Origin of the sequence: Sphingopyxis sp., from assembly GCF_016704835.1 — a bacterium.
GTDB lineage: Bacteria > Pseudomonadota > Alphaproteobacteria > Sphingomonadales > Sphingomonadaceae > Sphingopyxis.
On sequence record NZ_JADIZJ010000005.1, the window covers coordinates 210,013 to 226,635 of the forward strand.

Annotated in this window: 15 protein-coding genes; 4 read left to right on the forward strand and 11 right to left on the reverse strand. The window is 63.9% G+C overall.

Features of this window, described 5'->3' with window-relative positions; all coding sequences use genetic code 11:
• Positions 1-269: 269 nt before the first annotated feature.
• Positions 270-1,541, reverse strand: coding sequence for a kynureninase (gene kynU, locus IPF76_RS10595; RefSeq protein ID WP_293843276.1), 1,272 nt, complete (start codon positions 1,539-1,541; stop codon positions 270-272).
• 156 nt (positions 1,542-1,697) lie between these two features.
• On the opposite strand from kynU, the gene IPF76_RS10600 reads away from it, so the two are divergent.
• Positions 1,698-2,861, forward strand: coding sequence for an acyl-CoA dehydrogenase family protein (locus IPF76_RS10600; protein ID WP_293843278.1), 1,164 nt, complete (start codon positions 1,698-1,700; stop codon positions 2,859-2,861).
• A gap of 248 nt (positions 2,862-3,109) precedes the next feature.
• Positions 3,110-3,706: a hypothetical protein gene (locus tag IPF76_RS10605; RefSeq protein ID WP_293843280.1), complete on the forward strand. Its 597-nt coding sequence runs from the start codon at positions 3,110-3,112 to the stop codon at positions 3,704-3,706.
• Between the two features lie 72 nt (positions 3,707-3,778).
• Here IPF76_RS10605 and IPF76_RS10610 read toward each other — a convergent pair whose 3' ends face one another.
• From IPF76_RS10610 to IPF76_RS10645, 8 genes are all read right to left on the reverse strand, one after another.
• Entirely contained in the window at positions 3,779-4,180 is a 402-nt protein-coding gene (locus IPF76_RS10610) for a hypothetical protein (RefSeq protein WP_293843282.1), read from the reverse strand.
• Positions 4,177-5,016, reverse strand: coding sequence for a M23 family metallopeptidase (locus IPF76_RS10615; RefSeq protein WP_293843284.1), 840 nt, complete (start codon positions 5,014-5,016; stop codon positions 4,177-4,179). The genes IPF76_RS10610 and IPF76_RS10615 overlap by 4 nt, the downstream gene beginning before the upstream one ends.
• Before the next feature lie 55 nt (positions 5,017-5,071).
• Positions 5,072-6,223, reverse strand: a complete 1,152-nt coding sequence (locus IPF76_RS10620) for a Tat pathway signal protein (protein WP_293843286.1) — start codon at positions 6,221-6,223, stop codon at positions 5,072-5,074.
• Between the two features lie 627 nt (positions 6,224-6,850).
• On the reverse strand, positions 6,851-8,275 hold the full coding sequence (locus IPF76_RS10625; protein ID WP_293843288.1) for an amino acid permease: 1,425 nt from the start codon (positions 8,273-8,275) through the stop codon (positions 6,851-6,853).
• Between the two features lie 311 nt (positions 8,276-8,586).
• Positions 8,587-9,243: a GntR family transcriptional regulator gene (locus tag IPF76_RS10630; protein ID WP_293843290.1), complete on the reverse strand. Its 657-nt coding sequence runs from the start codon at positions 9,241-9,243 to the stop codon at positions 8,587-8,589.
• 70 nt (positions 9,244-9,313) lie between these two features.
• Positions 9,314-10,561: an FAD-dependent oxidoreductase gene (locus tag IPF76_RS10635; protein ID WP_293843292.1), complete on the reverse strand. Its 1,248-nt coding sequence runs from the start codon at positions 10,559-10,561 to the stop codon at positions 9,314-9,316.
• A gap of 7 nt (positions 10,562-10,568) precedes the next feature.
• Positions 10,569-11,564, reverse strand: coding sequence for a 4-hydroxyproline epimerase (locus tag IPF76_RS10640; protein ID WP_293843294.1), 996 nt, complete (start codon positions 11,562-11,564; stop codon positions 10,569-10,571).
• 12 nt (positions 11,565-11,576) lie between these two features.
• Entirely contained in the window at positions 11,577-12,500 is a 924-nt protein-coding gene (locus tag IPF76_RS10645) for a dihydrodipicolinate synthase family protein (protein ID WP_293843296.1), read from the reverse strand.
• A 63-nt stretch (positions 12,501-12,563) separates the two neighbouring features.
• Here IPF76_RS10645 and IPF76_RS10650 point away from each other — a divergent pair, with 63 nt between their 5' ends.
• Positions 12,564-13,994 (forward strand): aldehyde dehydrogenase family protein, encoded by a 1,431-nt coding sequence (locus IPF76_RS10650; protein ID WP_293843298.1) that lies wholly within the window; start codon positions 12,564-12,566, stop codon positions 13,992-13,994.
• Positions 13,995-14,335: 341 nt separating this feature from the next.
• A complete protein-coding gene (locus IPF76_RS10655; RefSeq protein WP_293843300.1) occupies positions 14,336-15,214 on the forward strand; it encodes an alpha/beta hydrolase in 879 nt (292 codons plus the stop codon).
• A gap of 88 nt (positions 15,215-15,302) precedes the next feature.
• Here IPF76_RS10655 and IPF76_RS10660 read toward each other — a convergent pair whose 3' ends face one another.
• Together IPF76_RS10660 and IPF76_RS10665 are read right to left on the reverse strand one after the other, a co-directional pair.
• A complete protein-coding gene (locus IPF76_RS10660) occupies positions 15,303-15,443 on the reverse strand; it encodes a hypothetical protein (protein ID WP_293843302.1) in 141 nt (46 codons plus the stop codon).
• 264 nt (positions 15,444-15,707) lie between these two features.
• A complete protein-coding gene (locus tag IPF76_RS10665) occupies positions 15,708-16,556 on the reverse strand; it encodes an AraC family transcriptional regulator (protein ID WP_293843304.1) in 849 nt (282 codons plus the stop codon).
• Between the last annotated feature and the right edge of the window lie 67 nt (positions 16,557-16,623).

The window sequence follows — 16,623 nt, forward strand, 5'->3', positions numbered from 1 at the left end:
CGCGCGTCGTACCGGCAATCGCCACCGGCTCGGCAAACCCGTGCCGCGCGATTGCCGTACTCGCGGTGCCCGCGAGCACCGCTCCGCGCGGAATTCGGGCGATATTTTCGCTTCTCTCGTTAAATCTTGTCAGCCTCTACCGGTTCGGTGGAAATGGGGAACAGGCTTGCCCACCTGTCATGAACGAACCGGCCCGAGGCGCACTTGACCCTTGGTCGTCGCGGCGCCGCTGACAGCACACGCCCAATCCATTCTCCCCTGCCCGTCGGTCATGTGACGGCGTCGCGTGCCTGATGTTCGGGGCGTTTCCAGACGCCCTCATCCATGATCGACACCAGCCGGTCGACGGCATCCCAGACATCGGCATAGCCGACGTAGAGCGGTGTAAAGCCGAAGCGCACCGTGTCGGGAGCGCGGAAGTCGCCGATCACCCCGGCGGCGATCAGCGCACGCATGATCGGATATCCGTCGGCATGCGCAAACGACACCTGGCTGCCGCGCTCGGCCGCCTTGCGCGGCGACGCCAGCGCAAAGCCGTGTCCGGCGCACCTTTGTTCGACCAGCCGGATGAACAGGTCGGTCAGCGCCATCGACTTGGTGCGGATCGCGCCCAAGTCGGCCTGCAAATGGATATCGAGCCCGGTTTCGACGAGCGCCATCGACAGGATTGGCTGGGTGCCGATCAGAAACTGGCGCAGCCCCGGCTGCGGCCGATAGCCCGGTTCAAAGGCGAAGGGCGCGGCATGGCCCCACCACCCGGTGACGGGCTGCAACGCCTGTCCCTGATGCCGCTTGGCCGCGAAAAGGTACGCGGGCGAGCCGGGGCCACCGTTCAGATATTTATAGGTGCAGCCGACCGCGAAGTCAGCATTGCAGCCATTGAGATCGACCGGCATCGCCCCGGCGCTATGGCACAGATCCCAGATCGCGAGCGCTCCCGCGGCGTGGGCGCGCGCGGTGATCGACGCCATGTCGTGGACATGCCCGCTCTTGTAGTGGACATGCGTGATCGCGACCGCGACGGTGTTTTCGTCGATCGCGCCCGCTATTTCGTCCTTCTCGCACAATCGCACCGTCACGCGCCCGCCGGTCGCAGCGGCGACGCCTTCGGCGATATAATTGTTGGTCGGAAAATTGCTGCCCTCGAGGATCAGCACGCTGCGATCGGGCCGCATCGCGGTCGCCGCCGACAAGATTTTGAACAGATTCTGGCTGGTCGAATCGCAGACGATCACCTCGCCCGCCGCGGCGCCGATCAGCGGCGCCAGCTTGTCGCCCAGCCGCACCGGCAGCTCGAACCAGCCGGCGCTGTTCCAGCTTGTGATCAGGTCAGTGCCCCATTCTTGGCTCACGACCCCCTGCGCCCGCGCGCTCGCCGCCTTGGGCATCGCGCCCAGCGAATTGCCGTCAAGGTAGATCATCCCGCCCGGCAGAACGAACTGGTCGCGCATCGGCGCGAGCACATCGGCGCGGTCCATTGCCTCGCACCAGGCGCGGCCGGGATTTTCTGGAATCTCTATCGTCGCGGCATCAAGCGTCATGGAAACTTATCACCTTTGTCTGGCCTCGTGGACCAGCGGTTGTGCCATAACCCGATTGGCCGCCTGGTTGGAAGTCGCGACACACGACCGATTCATCTTGGCGTGCCGCGTGCGGTCGTTCTAAGGTCAGCGGACGATCCGGGAAAGCGAGTGCCGATGTCTGATGCCCAGCCGCAAAGCTATCCCGAAATCCGCGACGCGGTGCGCCGCTTGTGCGCAGCATTTCCGGGCGAATATTGGCAAAAACTGGACCGCGACCGCATCTATCCGACCGAATTTGTCCGCACCCTGACCGACGCCGGGTTTCTGTCGGTGCTGATCCCCGAGGAATTTGGCGGGTCAGGGCTGGGCTTAGGTGCGGCGACCGCGGTGCTCGAGGAAATCCACCGCTCGGGCTGCAATGGCGGCGCCTGTCACGCGCAGATGTACACGATGGGGACGCTGCTCAAACATGGGTCGGAGGCGCAGAAGGCGGCCTATCTGCCCGCGATTGCGCGCGGCGACCTGCGGTTGCAGGCGTTCGGGGTGACCGAGCCGACCGCGGGCACCGACACCACCCGCATCCGCACCTTTGCCAAGCGGGTCGGCAATGACTATGTCGTCAACGGCCAGAAAATCTGGATCAGCCGCGCCGAACATTCGGACCTGATGATCCTGCTGTGCCGCACCACCCCGCGCGAGGACTGCGCCAAATCATCCGACGGGATGAGCGTGCTGCTGGTCGACATACGCGAGGCGGTGGGCAACGGGCTGACCATCCGCCCTGTTCGCACCATGCTCAACCATGCGACCACCGAGCTGTTCTTCGACGACCTCAAAGTCCCCGCCGCCAATCTGATCGGCGAGGAAGGCAAGGGTTTCCGCTATATCCTGTCGGGCATGAACGCCGAGCGTATCCTGATCGCGTCCGAATGTATCGGCGACGGGCGCTTCTTCATCGACCGCGCTTCGGCCTACGCCAAAGAACGCGAGGTGTTCGGGCGGGCGATCGGCGAAAACCAAGGCGTCCAGTTCCCGATCGCGCGCGCCTATGTCCAGCTCGCCGCCGCCGCCGAGATGGTCGACAAGGCGGCGCGGCTGTTCGACGCCGGGCAGGACGCCGGGACCGAGGCGAATATGGCCAAGATGCTGGCGTCCGAAGCTAGCTGGTACGCCGCCGACATGTGTGTCCAGACACATGGCGGCTTTGGCTTTGCCGAGGAATATGACATTGAACGCAAATTCCGCGAGACGCGGCTGTATCAGGTCGCTCCGATCAGCACGAATTTGATCCTGAGCCATGTCGCGACTCACGCGCTTGGCCTGCCAAAGAGTTTTTGAGGGATCGCAAATGGACGATTATTCGGCCTGGGTCGGGCGCAGCGAAACGCGGTACGATATCGCGACGGCAGCGCCGCTCGTTGGCCTCGCCGCTTTACTCGATCATGATGCCGCCGCGCCCGCGACCGTCGCGCCGCTCGGCCATTGGCTCTATTTTCTGCCCGACGCGCGCCAATCGGCGATCGGCGAGGACGGCCACCCGCGCCGAGAAGCCAACGGATTGCTCCCCCGTCCCTCTCCCCCGCCGGATGTGGGCGGGCGGTCGCGTCGAGTTCCTCGCTCCGATCGCGGTCGGCGCGGCGCTCACTCGCGTCACGACGATCGCGGCGATTCGCGCCAAGCGCGGCGCCAGCGGCGATCTATTGTTCGTGACATTACAGCACGACATTACCGCGGATGGCATTGCGACGATTCGCGAAGAACAGGATCTGGTCTATCGCGCGGCAGTGACCGGATCGACGCCCCCTGCCGAATCCGCACCAGCGCCCGCGCCCGAACCCGCCGAAGCGATCCGGCGCGTCACTGCCGATCCCGTCCTGCTGTTCCGCTTTTCGGCGCTGACTTTCAACGCCCACCGCATCCATTACGACCGCGACTATGCCCGCGATGTCGAGGGCTATCCCGGGCTGGTCGTGCACGGCCCGCTGATTGCCACCCTGCTCGTCGATCATGCCCAACGCGAATTGCCTGGCCTGACACCGCGGCAGTTCAGCTTCCGCGCCGAGGCACCGATGATCGACGGCGCGCCCTTTGATCTCTGCCTGACGAAACGTGCGGGTGGCGCCCGGCTATCGTCGCGTAACGCGGCGGGAAAAATCACGATGCGCGCGGAAATCGCGTTCTAGCGCCAAGTGGAAATTGGTGCGCCCGACTGCCCGCGCCCGCTCCGAGCATCTACTGCCGGCGGGTCGGACTCGTCATTGCCGCCGGGTCCGGCCGACGAAGATCGGCAGCAACGCGGCGATGGCCTGTGCAATCAAGCCGATCAGCCCGGCAGGGGTGGCCAGCCCCGACCATGTTCCGGTCAACGTCCGTCCGAACAAAGCAACGCCGACCAGCGTCTCGAACAGTGCCAGCAGCACCAGAAACAACAGTGCCATCGTACCGCGCGCCGAAAGGGTGGGCGGCACCTGCCAGCGGCAAATTGCCCAGCGGCACGTAAAAAATGCCGCAATCAGCATCAGCGGCACCTCCGCTAGCGTTGCGCCCAGCGCTCCTATCCGTGGCGCGACGAACAGCACCCGAACAGTGCCAAGGACAAAGCCCAGCGCGAACAGCATCAGGAAATAGACGGTGGCAGCGCTCAGAAGGCGTTTCATGGCCTGTCGCCACGCACCAGATAACGCCCGTCGATCCGCATCGGCGACGGCTTGCCCGAAAATGGCGCAGCCGCGGTCCCGGGACGCTGGGCATGGATGTGCAGGTGGGGCATGTCGGAAGCGCCGGAATTGCCAAGTGCGCCAATAGGCTGTCCTTGGTGGACAAGGTCACCGAGCGCAATCCGCAAGCTGCCCTTGCGAAGATGCGCGAGCAAAATATCGAAATGCCCGCAACGAATGAGTGCGTAATTGCCCGCCTTGGCCGTCGCGCTGGTCCGATCGACCGGGCCGCCGTCGGCTGCTCCGCTATGCGCGCGAACCACCCGCCCTGCGCACGGGGCAAGCACCATGGTTGGTTCGCTGGCCATCAGACCCCAGCGGTTCATTGCCGTGATATCGACGCCGTAGCTTTGCCCCCAATAATTGCGCTGGCCTATCGTGGCTCTTGGAAGTGTCCGCAAATGCGAACTGACGATTTCTCGCGAGCCACCATTGGCGACATAATAGCGGCCAGCAGCAAGCGGCGCGGCGAGATCGGCGATTTCGCCGGGCGGCGGCGTCCTGGCGTCAAGCGCTTGCATCGAAACCCATCCGCCAAAACCGGACAGCCCCGCCCAAAAGAGGATCAGGGCGTAATCAACCGCAGCGAAGTCTGGCCGGGTCTGCATGCACCACCCGCGCCACACGGCGATCGCGAACAGCCCCCAATAAATCCACGGCGTCCACCAGGACGGCGTGATCCACAATCCCGCCAGATGCAGCGCCAGCAGGATCGCAGCTGTTCCGAGACTTTGGAAAATTCTCGTCGGCATGTGCCGCGCAGGCAGAAATGCCATCCACAGCAACAGCGCCAGCGGGAACAGCAGCTGGATCAGCCAGAGAATGGGAAATTCACAGCGCGGTCATGACATCGGCCAGCGGACGCCGCATCGACATGGGCATGTCGGGACCATAACCGAAGCGAACAACAAGATCAGGCCTTTTGGCGCCGATGCCGAGCAGGCTAGCAAGCTGTGGGCGGAACGCTGCGACCTCGACTGGCTGATTCAGGAAAGCATGTTTGATGCCCAGCAACGTCGCCTGCAGGGCAAAGCGCTGATAGCTCCGCCCAGCTTGTACCCAGTGCGCGGGGTCGTTGGCGTCGGAAACGAAAATCGCAATGCCGGCGGCCGAACGGATCTGGCTGATGCACTTCGCATTCTCACCCTCCGCCGTTACCACCCGGTCAAACAGCCTGGTTCCAAGCCAGGTCGGGAGAGTCGGATTGCCCGAGCACGCTGCATAAAGCCCGTCGCCAGTTGCCACCGCGCTTGCCGCGTTAAAACGGATCCACGATTTGAGTTCGCGCATGAAAGCGGGGTCTTCAATCTGCGCGCTGTTGGCGGCCACGATCAGGTCCAGAACCTTCTCCACCACCGGCTTTTCGGTCAATAGGCTGACGCGGCAGCCCGGCACGGCTGCTGCTTGTTCGAGCATGGTGAGATTGGCGGTGTCCACGTCACGGCCATCATAATCGGCTCTGGTGCATTGGCGATTCCGGATCGCCGCGAACAGCGGGTCTCGCGCTGGATTGGTACGTTCCAGATCGACGCGAAGACCAGCGGTGTTGCTGACAAAGGCGATATTGGCATTTGCGCCCGCCGCCAAAGCCGCCAGTGACAAATTTTCCGCCGCGCAGCCAAGGCTCGCAAAAAGATGGTGATTGTCGGGATCTACCACCGGTGTCTGGCGCCGCCGGTCAGGCGCGATTTCGATATGCCGCTGGCCCGTCCTGAACAACCAGGGTTGGGTATTGTGGCTATTCGCCGCGAGCACCGCGTGATGCACCAGATAGGCCATGTCGGTGTCGCTGTGTGCCGCCAGCTCCGTTCGGAGCGGTGCCACTGCTTGCGGATAAGATGGTCCACGGCCTGCCAGATACAGACCGGTGCCCGCCGCGGCGGTAGCCGTTGCTCCGAATAATAGGTGTCTGCGGTTCATCACCCGACTCCTGACGATACCATCAATACCACAAGGCATGGCGGGTTTCGTCGTCGAGTACATTGATAGCAATCAAAATCGCCCGCAGTGATGCGGCGCTCAAGCAGACTGCGTGCCAGGCTAATCATCGCTTGTTCATGGCTGACTTTTAAGCGCGCGCGGTTGGCTCAGCACTGCGGGCGGCCTTGCGTCCGCATTAAGGTAGCGCGATTGTTTGTTCTATTGGCCGAAATCAGGCGCAATGCGGAACGGCCGTTTTCTAAAGAGCCGGCATAAAACCCTCATTGAGGCAGAATAAGGTTGTCCGAAAGGCAGGGTAAAGTTGTCCCAACATATCTTGGATGTGGGCGGTGCGCCCGACATGAATATGGTGAGCACTCAAAACATTGGAAAATCTTGGTCCAGCTAAGCCCATGAATGGGGCTTTGCACCCTATTCGGACGCACGGGGCGCCTAGGATCGTTAAAGTTGTAGAATGTCCTGTGCCGCCGATGTCTCCGACAATGCGACCGATGACTGCAGTAGATACACCGCGTTGCACTGCAGCATCACTTGCAGTCTATTCGACCAACAGGACGTCCATTTTGTGGCGACCAGCTTAGACGACGTTATGACCCGCGAGCGACCCGCTGGAGGACTCCTTCATCACAATTTTGGCTGCCTGCTTCGGCGGTGCAGGCAAAAACGCAATTATCCGGCAGCGGACCTAGCGCGCGCGGCGACGCTGCGGGCGCGCCCATAGGCGAGATAGAAGAGCACGCCGACCACGTTCCAAAGCGCGAACCGGGTCAAGGTATGGGTGGGCAGGCTGGCGAGGAGGTAGAGGCAGCCGAGCACCGCCAGCGTCCCGACGACGAACGGCGCCGGACAGCGGAACACGCGCGGCAGGTCTGGCTGGCGGCGGCGCAACACCATCATGCACACTGCGACCGCGATGAACGCGATCAGCGTGCCCGCATTGGCCAGTTCGGCGATCTCGTCGAGACGGAAGAAACCGGCAACCAGCGCGACGAACACCCCGGTAACGAGGGTGATCGTCGTCGGCGCGCCGGTCCGCGGCGAAACCCTGCTGAGGAATCGCGGCAGTAACCCGTCGCGCGCCATCACGAAGAAAATCCGGCTCTGGCCGTACATCATCACCAGAATCACCGATGGCAGCGCGATCAGCGCCGCGAGGCCGATTGCCCAGGCGGCGACCGGATGGCCGAGCGCGCGCAGCACGAAGGCCAGCGGCTCGCCCGAGCGGCCGATGTCGAGATAGGAGACCGAACCGATCGCAGCGATCGCGACCAGCATGTAGATGAGCGTGCAAACCGCCATCGACCCGAGGATACCGATGGTCAGGTCGCGTCCCGGATTCTTGGCCTCCTCGGCCGAGGTGGCGACGGCATCGAAGCCGTAAAAGGCGAAGAACACGATTGCGGCGGCCGCCATCACCCCGCGCGTCGTGCCGCCCTCGACATGGCTGCCGAAACCATAGGGCATGAACGGCGTAAATTTGTCGGCGTCGAAGGACGGCATGACCAGCACGACGAAGGCAGTGAGCGCGGTCAGCTTGATCGCGACAAGGATGATGTTGAAGGTAGCGCTTTCGCGCGTGCCCGCAGACAGCATTCCTGCGATCGCCAGCGCGACCAGCACCGCCGGCAGGTTGACAATGCCGCCGCCGTGCGGCCCTGCCAGCAATTGCGCGGGCAGATCGACGCCGAGCGACTGGATCCAGCCGACAAGGTAGGCCGACCAGCCGACCGCCACGGTCGAGCAGGCGAGCGAATATTCGAGGATCAGGCTCCACCCCACTATCCACGCCAGCGTCTCGCCCAGCACGGAATAGGTATAGGCATAGGCGCCGCCCGCCGTCGGGATCAGTGTCGCCATCTCGGCATAAGCGAGCGCGGCACAGGCGCACACGGCACCGGCGATCGCGAAGGCGAGGATCACCGCCGGGCCGGCGCGGTCGGCGCCGACGCCAGTCAGCGTGTAGATGCCAGTACCGACGATCGCGCCGACGCCGAGGGCGACCAGATGCGGCCAGCTCAGCGTCTTTCGCAATCCGTGCGCGTCGTCGTGCGCGGCCGCCATTGGTTTTAGCGGACCCAGCCATCCCCCTGCCATATCGTCTCTCCTTGAGCGCCGACGATCACCGCCGTTCGCTCGGCAATATTGTAAACAGTATACGAAATGCGGCAAGCGTTAAATATTGCCGGGACATGCTGACGCGGCGAAATCTGGATCTCCTCGGCGCTTTGCCACAGCGAGGATCATAGGGATGCTCGCTTCAGGGGTCCGGACCCGATTGCAGCGGCGTCGAGGCGGCCAAATTCGCGTCTCGCGCAGACGGCCCAAAGAAAGAGATGAGCGGGATTCCATACCCTCGCGCGATTGACGATAAAAAGACGACCAGCAGGACTTAACGCCTCCTGCGCTTAGTCCTGCACCGCTGTGAGCTGGCGCCGCAGATCGACGATCGTTTTTTCGATATGCGATTCGATGACGCTCGCGGCGGCGTTGCCATCGCGATTGAGCCACAGGCGCAGGATCGTGCTGTGTTCGTCGTTGGCACGCTGATCGCGGCCGAGCGGTTCGAGATGTTTGCGAACATAACGCTCGCCCAGCACATGCAGCCGTTCGAGCAAATGCGTGGTGATCGACTGGCCCGAAGGCTGGATCAGCGCGAGGTGGAAAGCGCGGTTGAAGCGGCCGACACCGTCGCCATGCGCATCGGTCGCCTTGTCGAGTTCGTCAAGGACGCGGATTGCATACTGCCGTTCGTCCTCGGTGGCGCGTTCGGCGGCCAGCGCCACCAGTTCCGGCTCCAGCTTCAGGCGAAGCGCATAGACTTCCTCCGCCTCCGCGGCGCTGAGCGAGCGGACGAAATAGCCGCGGTTGACCTGGCTGCGTACCAGCCCTTCCTGCTCCAGCCGGGTGAGCGCCTCGCGGAGCGGAATCTTGCTGATACCGAGTTCGGCAGCGAGCGTGTCCTGCCTGATCGGCTGATCGGCGGAGATGGTTCCGTTGAGGATGCGATCGCGAACGAGGTCGACGAGCTGTTCGGCGAGGTTACGGACGATCAGTTTTGTCATGGGTTTCGCTTCAAAGGCCCGCATCATGCGATGACCTTCGTCTCTGCCGTACGCGGGGCGCGAGCGCAACTCATGTAAAGCGCGCGAGATCGAAGGGGGAAAGGTCGATGCTCGCGGCTTCGCGATGCGCCAGCGCCGCGATGGCCTCGCCGGTGACCGCGGCGAGCGTGAGCCCGAGATGCTGGTGACCGAAGGCGTAGGCGATCGCGGGCGCATCCGCGAGGAGCCCGATCGCTGGAAGATAGTCAGGCAGCGTGGGTCGTGCGCCGATCCATTCGTTCGCCGGCTCGCCAAGGCTCAGCCCGAGCGCGCGGACGTGCGCGTGCAGGCGGTCCCATTTGCGCGGGTCGGGCGGGTCGCCGGCGCGTGCGAATTCGACGAAGCTTGCGGCGCGCAATCGGTGGGTGAAGCGCGTGACGATCATCGAGCGATCTTCGAACACCATGGGCGGGGCATCGACCGGCCAGTCGGTCGCGGCGCCTTCGATATGATAGCCGCGCTCGGCGACCAGCGGCACCTTGAGCCCCAATGGCGCGAGCAGGGGCGCCGAGGCCGCGCCCGCCGCGATCAGCGCGAGGTCGGCGGTGAGCGCGATACCTTGGTCGAGCGTCACTTTCGCGCCGATCGTTCCGGTAACGCCGGTGGCGCGGGCATGGCGTTCGCATCCGCCGAGAGCGCGGAACCGCGCGTAGAGGGCTTCGCCCAATGCAGCCGGATCGGTGATCTGTCCGCTGCCCCGGAAGCGGATCGCGCCGGCAAGCGGAGCGCGCGTGAGGCGCTGCAGTTCGGCGAGGCCGTCGGGCGACACCATGTCGAACCGCGCGGAGCCCGTATCCGCCGCGCGCCATCGGGCAAGCCCGGCAGCGGCGGTGGCGACGCTTTCCCACACCACGACATGCCCGGCCTCGCGGAGCAGGGCGGTTGCGCCCGCGTCGGTCAGCAGGCGCCGCCACGCCGGCATGGCTTCGGCCAGGATCGCGCCGAGCGCCGCCTTGCCGCGCGAAAAGCGCGCCGGCGTGCTCGCTCGGACGAGCTTCAACGCGAACGGCAACCAGGCGGCTATCGCGCGCGGCGGCAAACCCACCGGCCCGCCGCGCCAAAACAGCCGGCGCGGGAGACTGAGCAACAGTGTGGGGGAAGCGAACGGTTCGACCTGTTCGATCGCGATATGCCCGGCATTTCCCCACGACGCCCCGCGCCACGGCTGGTCGGGCGCAACAAGCGTCGTCGCGATGCCGCGCCGCTGGAGCGCGATCGCGCAAGCGAGACCGACGACGCCATTGCCGATCACGATCGCGCTGGATGGCGCCTGCGTCATCTTGCGCTCAAACGACAGTGAAACCGGCCCAGAACGGGTCCTCCCGATCGATCCAGATCGTATTGAGCCCGGTCACGATCGCTGAGCCTTCAATCGAGGGGATGATGCCGTCGATCTCGCCGACCTTCGCCGCGGCCTCGACACGGCCGACGAAGCGGCTGCCGATATAGCTTTCGTGGACAAAGCGGTCGCCGACCTTCAAGCGGCCGGTCGCGACGAGATGCGCGAGCCGCGCCGACGTGCCGGTACCGCATGGGCTGCGGTCGATTGCGCGCTCGCCATAAAAGACCGCGTTGCGTCCGTCGGCGCCCTTGCCCTTGGGTATATCGGCCCAGAGGATATGGGTGACCCCGCGGATGCTCGGCTCGAGCGGATGGACGGGTTCGTAGATGTCGCGGATCATCGCGCGGATCGTTCGGCTGAGTTCAATAATGCGCGCGGCGCCTAGGTCATCGAGACCGATGTAGGGGCCCTGCGGCTCGATGATCGCATAATAATTGCCGCCATAGGCGACGTCGATCGTGAGTGGTCCGAAATCCGGCACGTCGATCTCTATGCCCCGCGCCGCAACATAGGCAGGCACGTTGCGGATGCGCACCGACCGCACCCGGTCGCCCTCGGCCTGATAGACAATGTCAATTGTCCCGGCGGGCACTTCGACCACCAGCCGTCCCGGCTCGCGCGGCTGGATCAGGCCATGTTCGAGGCCAAAGGTGATCATGCCGATCGTGCCATGCCCGCACATCGGCAGGCAGCCGCTCGTTTCGATGAACAGGATGGCAGCGTCGGCGTCGCCGCACGGCGGACAAAGGAAGCCGCCCGACATCATGTCGTGCCCGCGCGGCTCGAAGCACAGCCCGGTACGGATCCAGTCGTACCGAGCGAGGAAGTCGAGCCGGCGTTCGGCCATCGACGCGCCGCGCAGCGGGGGCGCGCCGCCGGCAACCAGTCGAACCGGGTTGCCGGCAGTGTGGCCGTCGATACAGAAGAAACTATGCCGCATCGGTGCCGGAGGCTAGGCCGCGACAGGCGACTTGGCGACAGGGCGCGTGCGCGCGGCCTCCTCGACCATTGCGATCACTTCGGCGCGCCGCTCACCGGCGAGCGGCAAGCGCGGCAGGCGCACGCGCTCGGAGCCGCGCCCCATGATGTCTTCGGCCAGTTTGATCGACTGGACGAGGTCGTGCTCGGCATCGAGGTGGAGGAGCGGCATGAACCAGCGATAGATGCGCCGCGCCTCGTCCCAGTCGCCGCGATCGACCGCGGCGATCAGCGCCACCGATTCCTGTGGGAAAGCGCTGGTCAGCCCCGACACCCATCCCGAAGCGCCGAGCATCAGCCCTTCGAGCGCGATGTCGTCGAGGCCGGCCATCACCGTATAGCGATCGCCATAGCGATTGATGACATCGGTAAAGCGCCTCGGGTCGGGCGCGCTTTCCTTGATCGCCACGATATTCGGGAGCGACTGCAGGGCATCGAGCGTCGCAAAGTCGACGCTGACCCGATAGGCGGGGGGGTTGTTGTAGAGCATGATCGGCAGCCCGGTCACCTCGGCCACCGTGCGAAAATGGGTCGCGAGTTCATGGCTCGTTGGTACGTAAACCATCGCCGGAAGCAGCATCAAGGCGTCAAGGCCGATCGTCTCGGCATCCTTCGCATAGGCAACGGCGCGGTGCGTTGTGAGTTCGGAAACCCCGGTGACGAGCGGTACGCGCCCGCCCACCGCCTCGACGCCGGCACGCAGCACCGCAAGCTTCTCGTCGGGGTCGAGCGAATTATTCTCGCCGCACGTTCCGAGCAGGATGAGGCCGTTCACACCGTCGTCGACGAGCGCGGTCAGCACGCGCTGCGTCGCATCGAGGTCGACCGATCCGTCGGCGGAAAATTGCGTCGTCGCGGCCGGATATACGCCGCGCCACAAATGGTCTTGCTTTGTCACTCTACCTCCTGTCATATGATGATCGTATACGATATATTTTTAACTTTGCCAAGGGCCTGCATCATGAAACTATCGCATCTGATCGACGGAGAATGGATCACGGCAGAGACACCCTCAGCCAGCGTCAACCCGTCGAACACCGAAGAGGTTGTGGCGCATTATCCGTCGGGCGGTGCGGCGGAAGTGGATGCGGCGGTGGCGGCCGCCCGGCGCGCTTTCGGTGGCTGGTCGTCGGCTTCCCCCGAGGTGCGAGCCGATCTTCTCGATCGGGTCGGCGCAGCGCTGATGGTGCGCGCCGCCGAGCTTGGAGAATTGCTCGCGCGCGAGGAAGGCAAGACGCGCGCCGAGGCGGTCGGCGAGGTCATGCGCGCCGCGCGCATCTTCAAATATTTCGCGGGCGAGGCGCTACGCCGCCACGGCCGCACGCTGGAATCGACCCGCCCGGGACTCGAGGTCGAAATCTGGCGCGAGGCGGTCGGCGTCGTCGGGCTGATCACGCCGTGGAACTTCCCGATCGCGATCCCCGCGTGGAAGGCTGCGCCGGCGCTCGCCTTCGGCAACACAGTGGTGCTGAAACCGGCCCATCTTACGCCGGCAGTGGCCCATGCGCTCGCCGCCATCATTCAGGAGTGCGGCGCCCCGGCCGGCATATTCAATCTCGTGCTCGGGCCTGGTGAGGTCGGCGCGGCGATCGCGGCGCATCAGGGGATCGATGCGATCTCCTTCACTGGCTCGCAGGCAGTCGGCGCCAAGGTCGGGCAGGCGGCGGTCGCGCGCGGCGCGCGCGTGCAGCTCGAAATGGGGGGCAAGAACCCGCTGGTGGTGCTCGCCGATGCCGACCTCGATCGCGCGGTGGGAATTGCACTCGATGGGGGATTTTTTCAGACCGGCCAGCGCTGTACCGCGTCGAGCCGGGTGATCGTCGAGGATGCGGTCCACGACCGCTTCGTCGCGGCGCTCGCCGAGCGCGCGGCGGCGCTCAAAGTCGGCCCCGCGCTCGATCCGGCGACCGAGGTCGGGCCGGTTTCAAGCGAGAGCCAGCTTGAACGGAATCTGGGCTATGTCGGCATCGCCGCCGCCGAGGGCGGGCGATTGCTGACCGGTGGCGAGCGGCTGACCCTGGATACGCCGGGTTATTTCATGCGGCCCACTCTTATCGCCGACACCGCGCCTGGGATGCGGATCAACAGCGAAGAAGTGTTCGGCCCGCTCGTCTCGACGATCAGGGTGAAGGATTATGACGAGGCGCTCGCCGTCGCCAACGACGGCGAATTCGGGCTGTCGGCCGGTATCGTCACCTCGAATCTCGCGCGCGTGCGGCACTTCCGCCGCAACGTTCGCGCCGGCATGGTCATGGTCAACCTGCCGACTGCAGGGGTCGACTATCATGTGCCGTTCGGCGGCACGCGCGGGTCGAGTTACGGCCCGCGCGAGCAGGGTTATGCCGCGGTCGACTTCTATACGCAGATGAAAACCGTCTATGTCGGCGATTGATCAGGCCGTCGGCCATGCTGCGGAACCAGCGGTATTATTGCGATAGCTGGCGCGCATCGGACTGGAAGCCTGCCGCGAACGCTTCCCGGCCCCTTCTAACCGATCGGTGTGATAACGCTCTACATCAGGCGGGTGGCGGCCGGCGCGGACAGGGATCCGCCATGCAATCGGCCGCGCAACCGCGATTTCACGGCATGCCTCGCAGCCCCCGAATTCGCCATTAGCATCATTCTCCTCTACAACCACATGTCCTGGTTCTCGCCGGTCAATGTCGAGCTCGGCCACCGCAGCCATATATTGCTGCACCAGCATCCGCGCCCGCCAAACCGAAAGAGAATGAGATGACCATTGTTCACTACCGCACGCAGAGCGTCGGCGACGTCGATGTGTTTTACCGTGAGGCAGGCCCGGCCGATGCGCCTGTGATCCTGCTGCTCCACGGCTTCCCCTCAGCCAGCCATATGTTCCGCAACTTGATCCCGCAGCTTGCCGATCGCTTCCGCGTGATCGCTCCCGACCTGCCCGGGTTCGGCCAGACAAAGGCGCCCCCGCGTGGCGCTTTCGCCTATACCTTCGACGCCCTGGCCGAGGTCATTGGCGGGTTCGTCGGCGCGCTAGGGCTCAGCCGCTATGCGCTCTACATCTTCGACTACGGCGCGCCGACCGGGCTGAGGCTCGCCATGGCGCATCCCGAACGCGTCACCGCGATCATCTCACAGAACGGCAACGCTTATGTCGAAGGGTTCAGCGATCAATGGGGGGATTGGCAAGCATATTGGCGCGACCCGAGCGACGCCAATCGCGAGGCGTGCCGGCCCTCGCTCGCCCCGGACACGATCCGCGGTTGGCAGTACGGTATAGGATCCGATCTGAGCCTGTTGCCGCCGGATGGCTATGAACTCGACATCGCCTACATGAGCCGGCCGGGAGCGGAGGATATCCAGCTCGATTTGATCCGCGACTACCAAACCAACGTGGCCCTGTATCCGGCCTTCCAGGCATATTTCCGCAAACATCGCCCGCCGCTTCTCGCGGTCTGGGGCCAGCATGATCCCGCATTCATACCCGCCGGCGCCAATGCCTATCGACGGGACATTCCGGATGCGGAGATACATCTACTCGATGCCGGCCATTTCGCGCTGGAGACCCATCATAGCGAGATCGCGGCCCGCATACGGGAATTTCTCGCCCGCAAGTTGTCGATCGACAAGGCGGCATAACGACTTCGGGTGTGGACCCTCGCCAAGGAGAAGCTGAAGCAGCGCATGCAGGATCTGAACGCTTACTGATGAACGCGGTGCTTCAAATTCACAGTGCCCGCTTGAAGAAATAGTGCAGCACGAAATGTCCGGGAGACACGACTGCGACGAGCTCCCAGCCATCTGCACCCAACTTTCCAAGTTCGTCAGAATCCATCATATTCTCGATTACCAAATATTCCCAACGCATTGTTCTGTCTCCGTCAGTTGTGGCATCATCATGCGACTATGCCGAAAAGCCTGGTTCAGCGATCTTGGGCGAGAACCGTATGGAATATAACGGCAGTGGCGAGGTCATTTTACCGGTCTTACGGAGACGATAACGCGGGCGCGCCATCAACGATGCTACGATCGGTCCGTTTTGATACTGGCACCCGTTGAACTTGGGCAGACGATCGACCGGCTCGGCTGACGTGCGTTGTATCAAGGTCCGGATTGACGGGTACGCGACGTATTAACGCGATAAATCGGTAACGGGCGAGATGCCGAACAGGCTCTTGTACTCGCGGCTGAACTGAGAAGAGCTGAGGTACCCTACCTCATGGGCGATGCGAGATACACTGACAGCACCGGCGGCGAGCAGCTTGCGGGCTTCCAGAAGGCGCATATGGCGTTGAAAGGCGAGCGGGCTGTATCCCGTAAAAGCCTTGAAGTGCCGGTGGAACGAGGTGACGCTCATGCCCGCGGAAGTCGCCAGATCAGGGATGATAACTGATTTGCTGTGATTGGCGCCAAGCCAGTCAGCTGCCGCCTTGATCTCCCGTAGCCGGTCGCTTCGCTGACCAATCTGACGAAGCGTGTCTCCCATCGTGCTCTGCAGAAGACGAAAGTACAGCTCCGTCTCGTAGAGCGTCGCGAGCATGCCGATATCGTCGGGGGTGTTCAGGAGTCCGACGAGACGACCGAACGCCTCGCCGACCGAACCGTTCAGATCACCCGCTGCTACCGTGCAAGCCCAGCGATCATCCTGTTTGGTCATATCGAGCATGACGTCCGTCAGCAGGGCGGTATCGAGATGGAGGCTGATACCGACGTAAGGGCGGTCGGGCGTCGCATCGGAAAATTGGTATGAGTAGGGCAGACCGTAAGACGATGCCGCGCACGTACCCGCCGCCAGTTCAAAGCGATTGGCCCCCATGATCAAGACCTTGGTTCCCTGCACAACCGCGTAAAACATGGGCTCGAACACCGCGGTCGTCGGCAGCGTGGCATTTGAGCTTGTCCAGACTGTCAAGCGCGGAATCGGCGTCGAAAGGCCCGCCGACTCCCCACGGGCAGCGATGAAGGGGGCAACGCCTTCCAACAGGCGACAGGTCCGGCTCTCGGAAACCAACATAGCCTGTAGATAGGGGCTTGGCAGGATCAGGCAA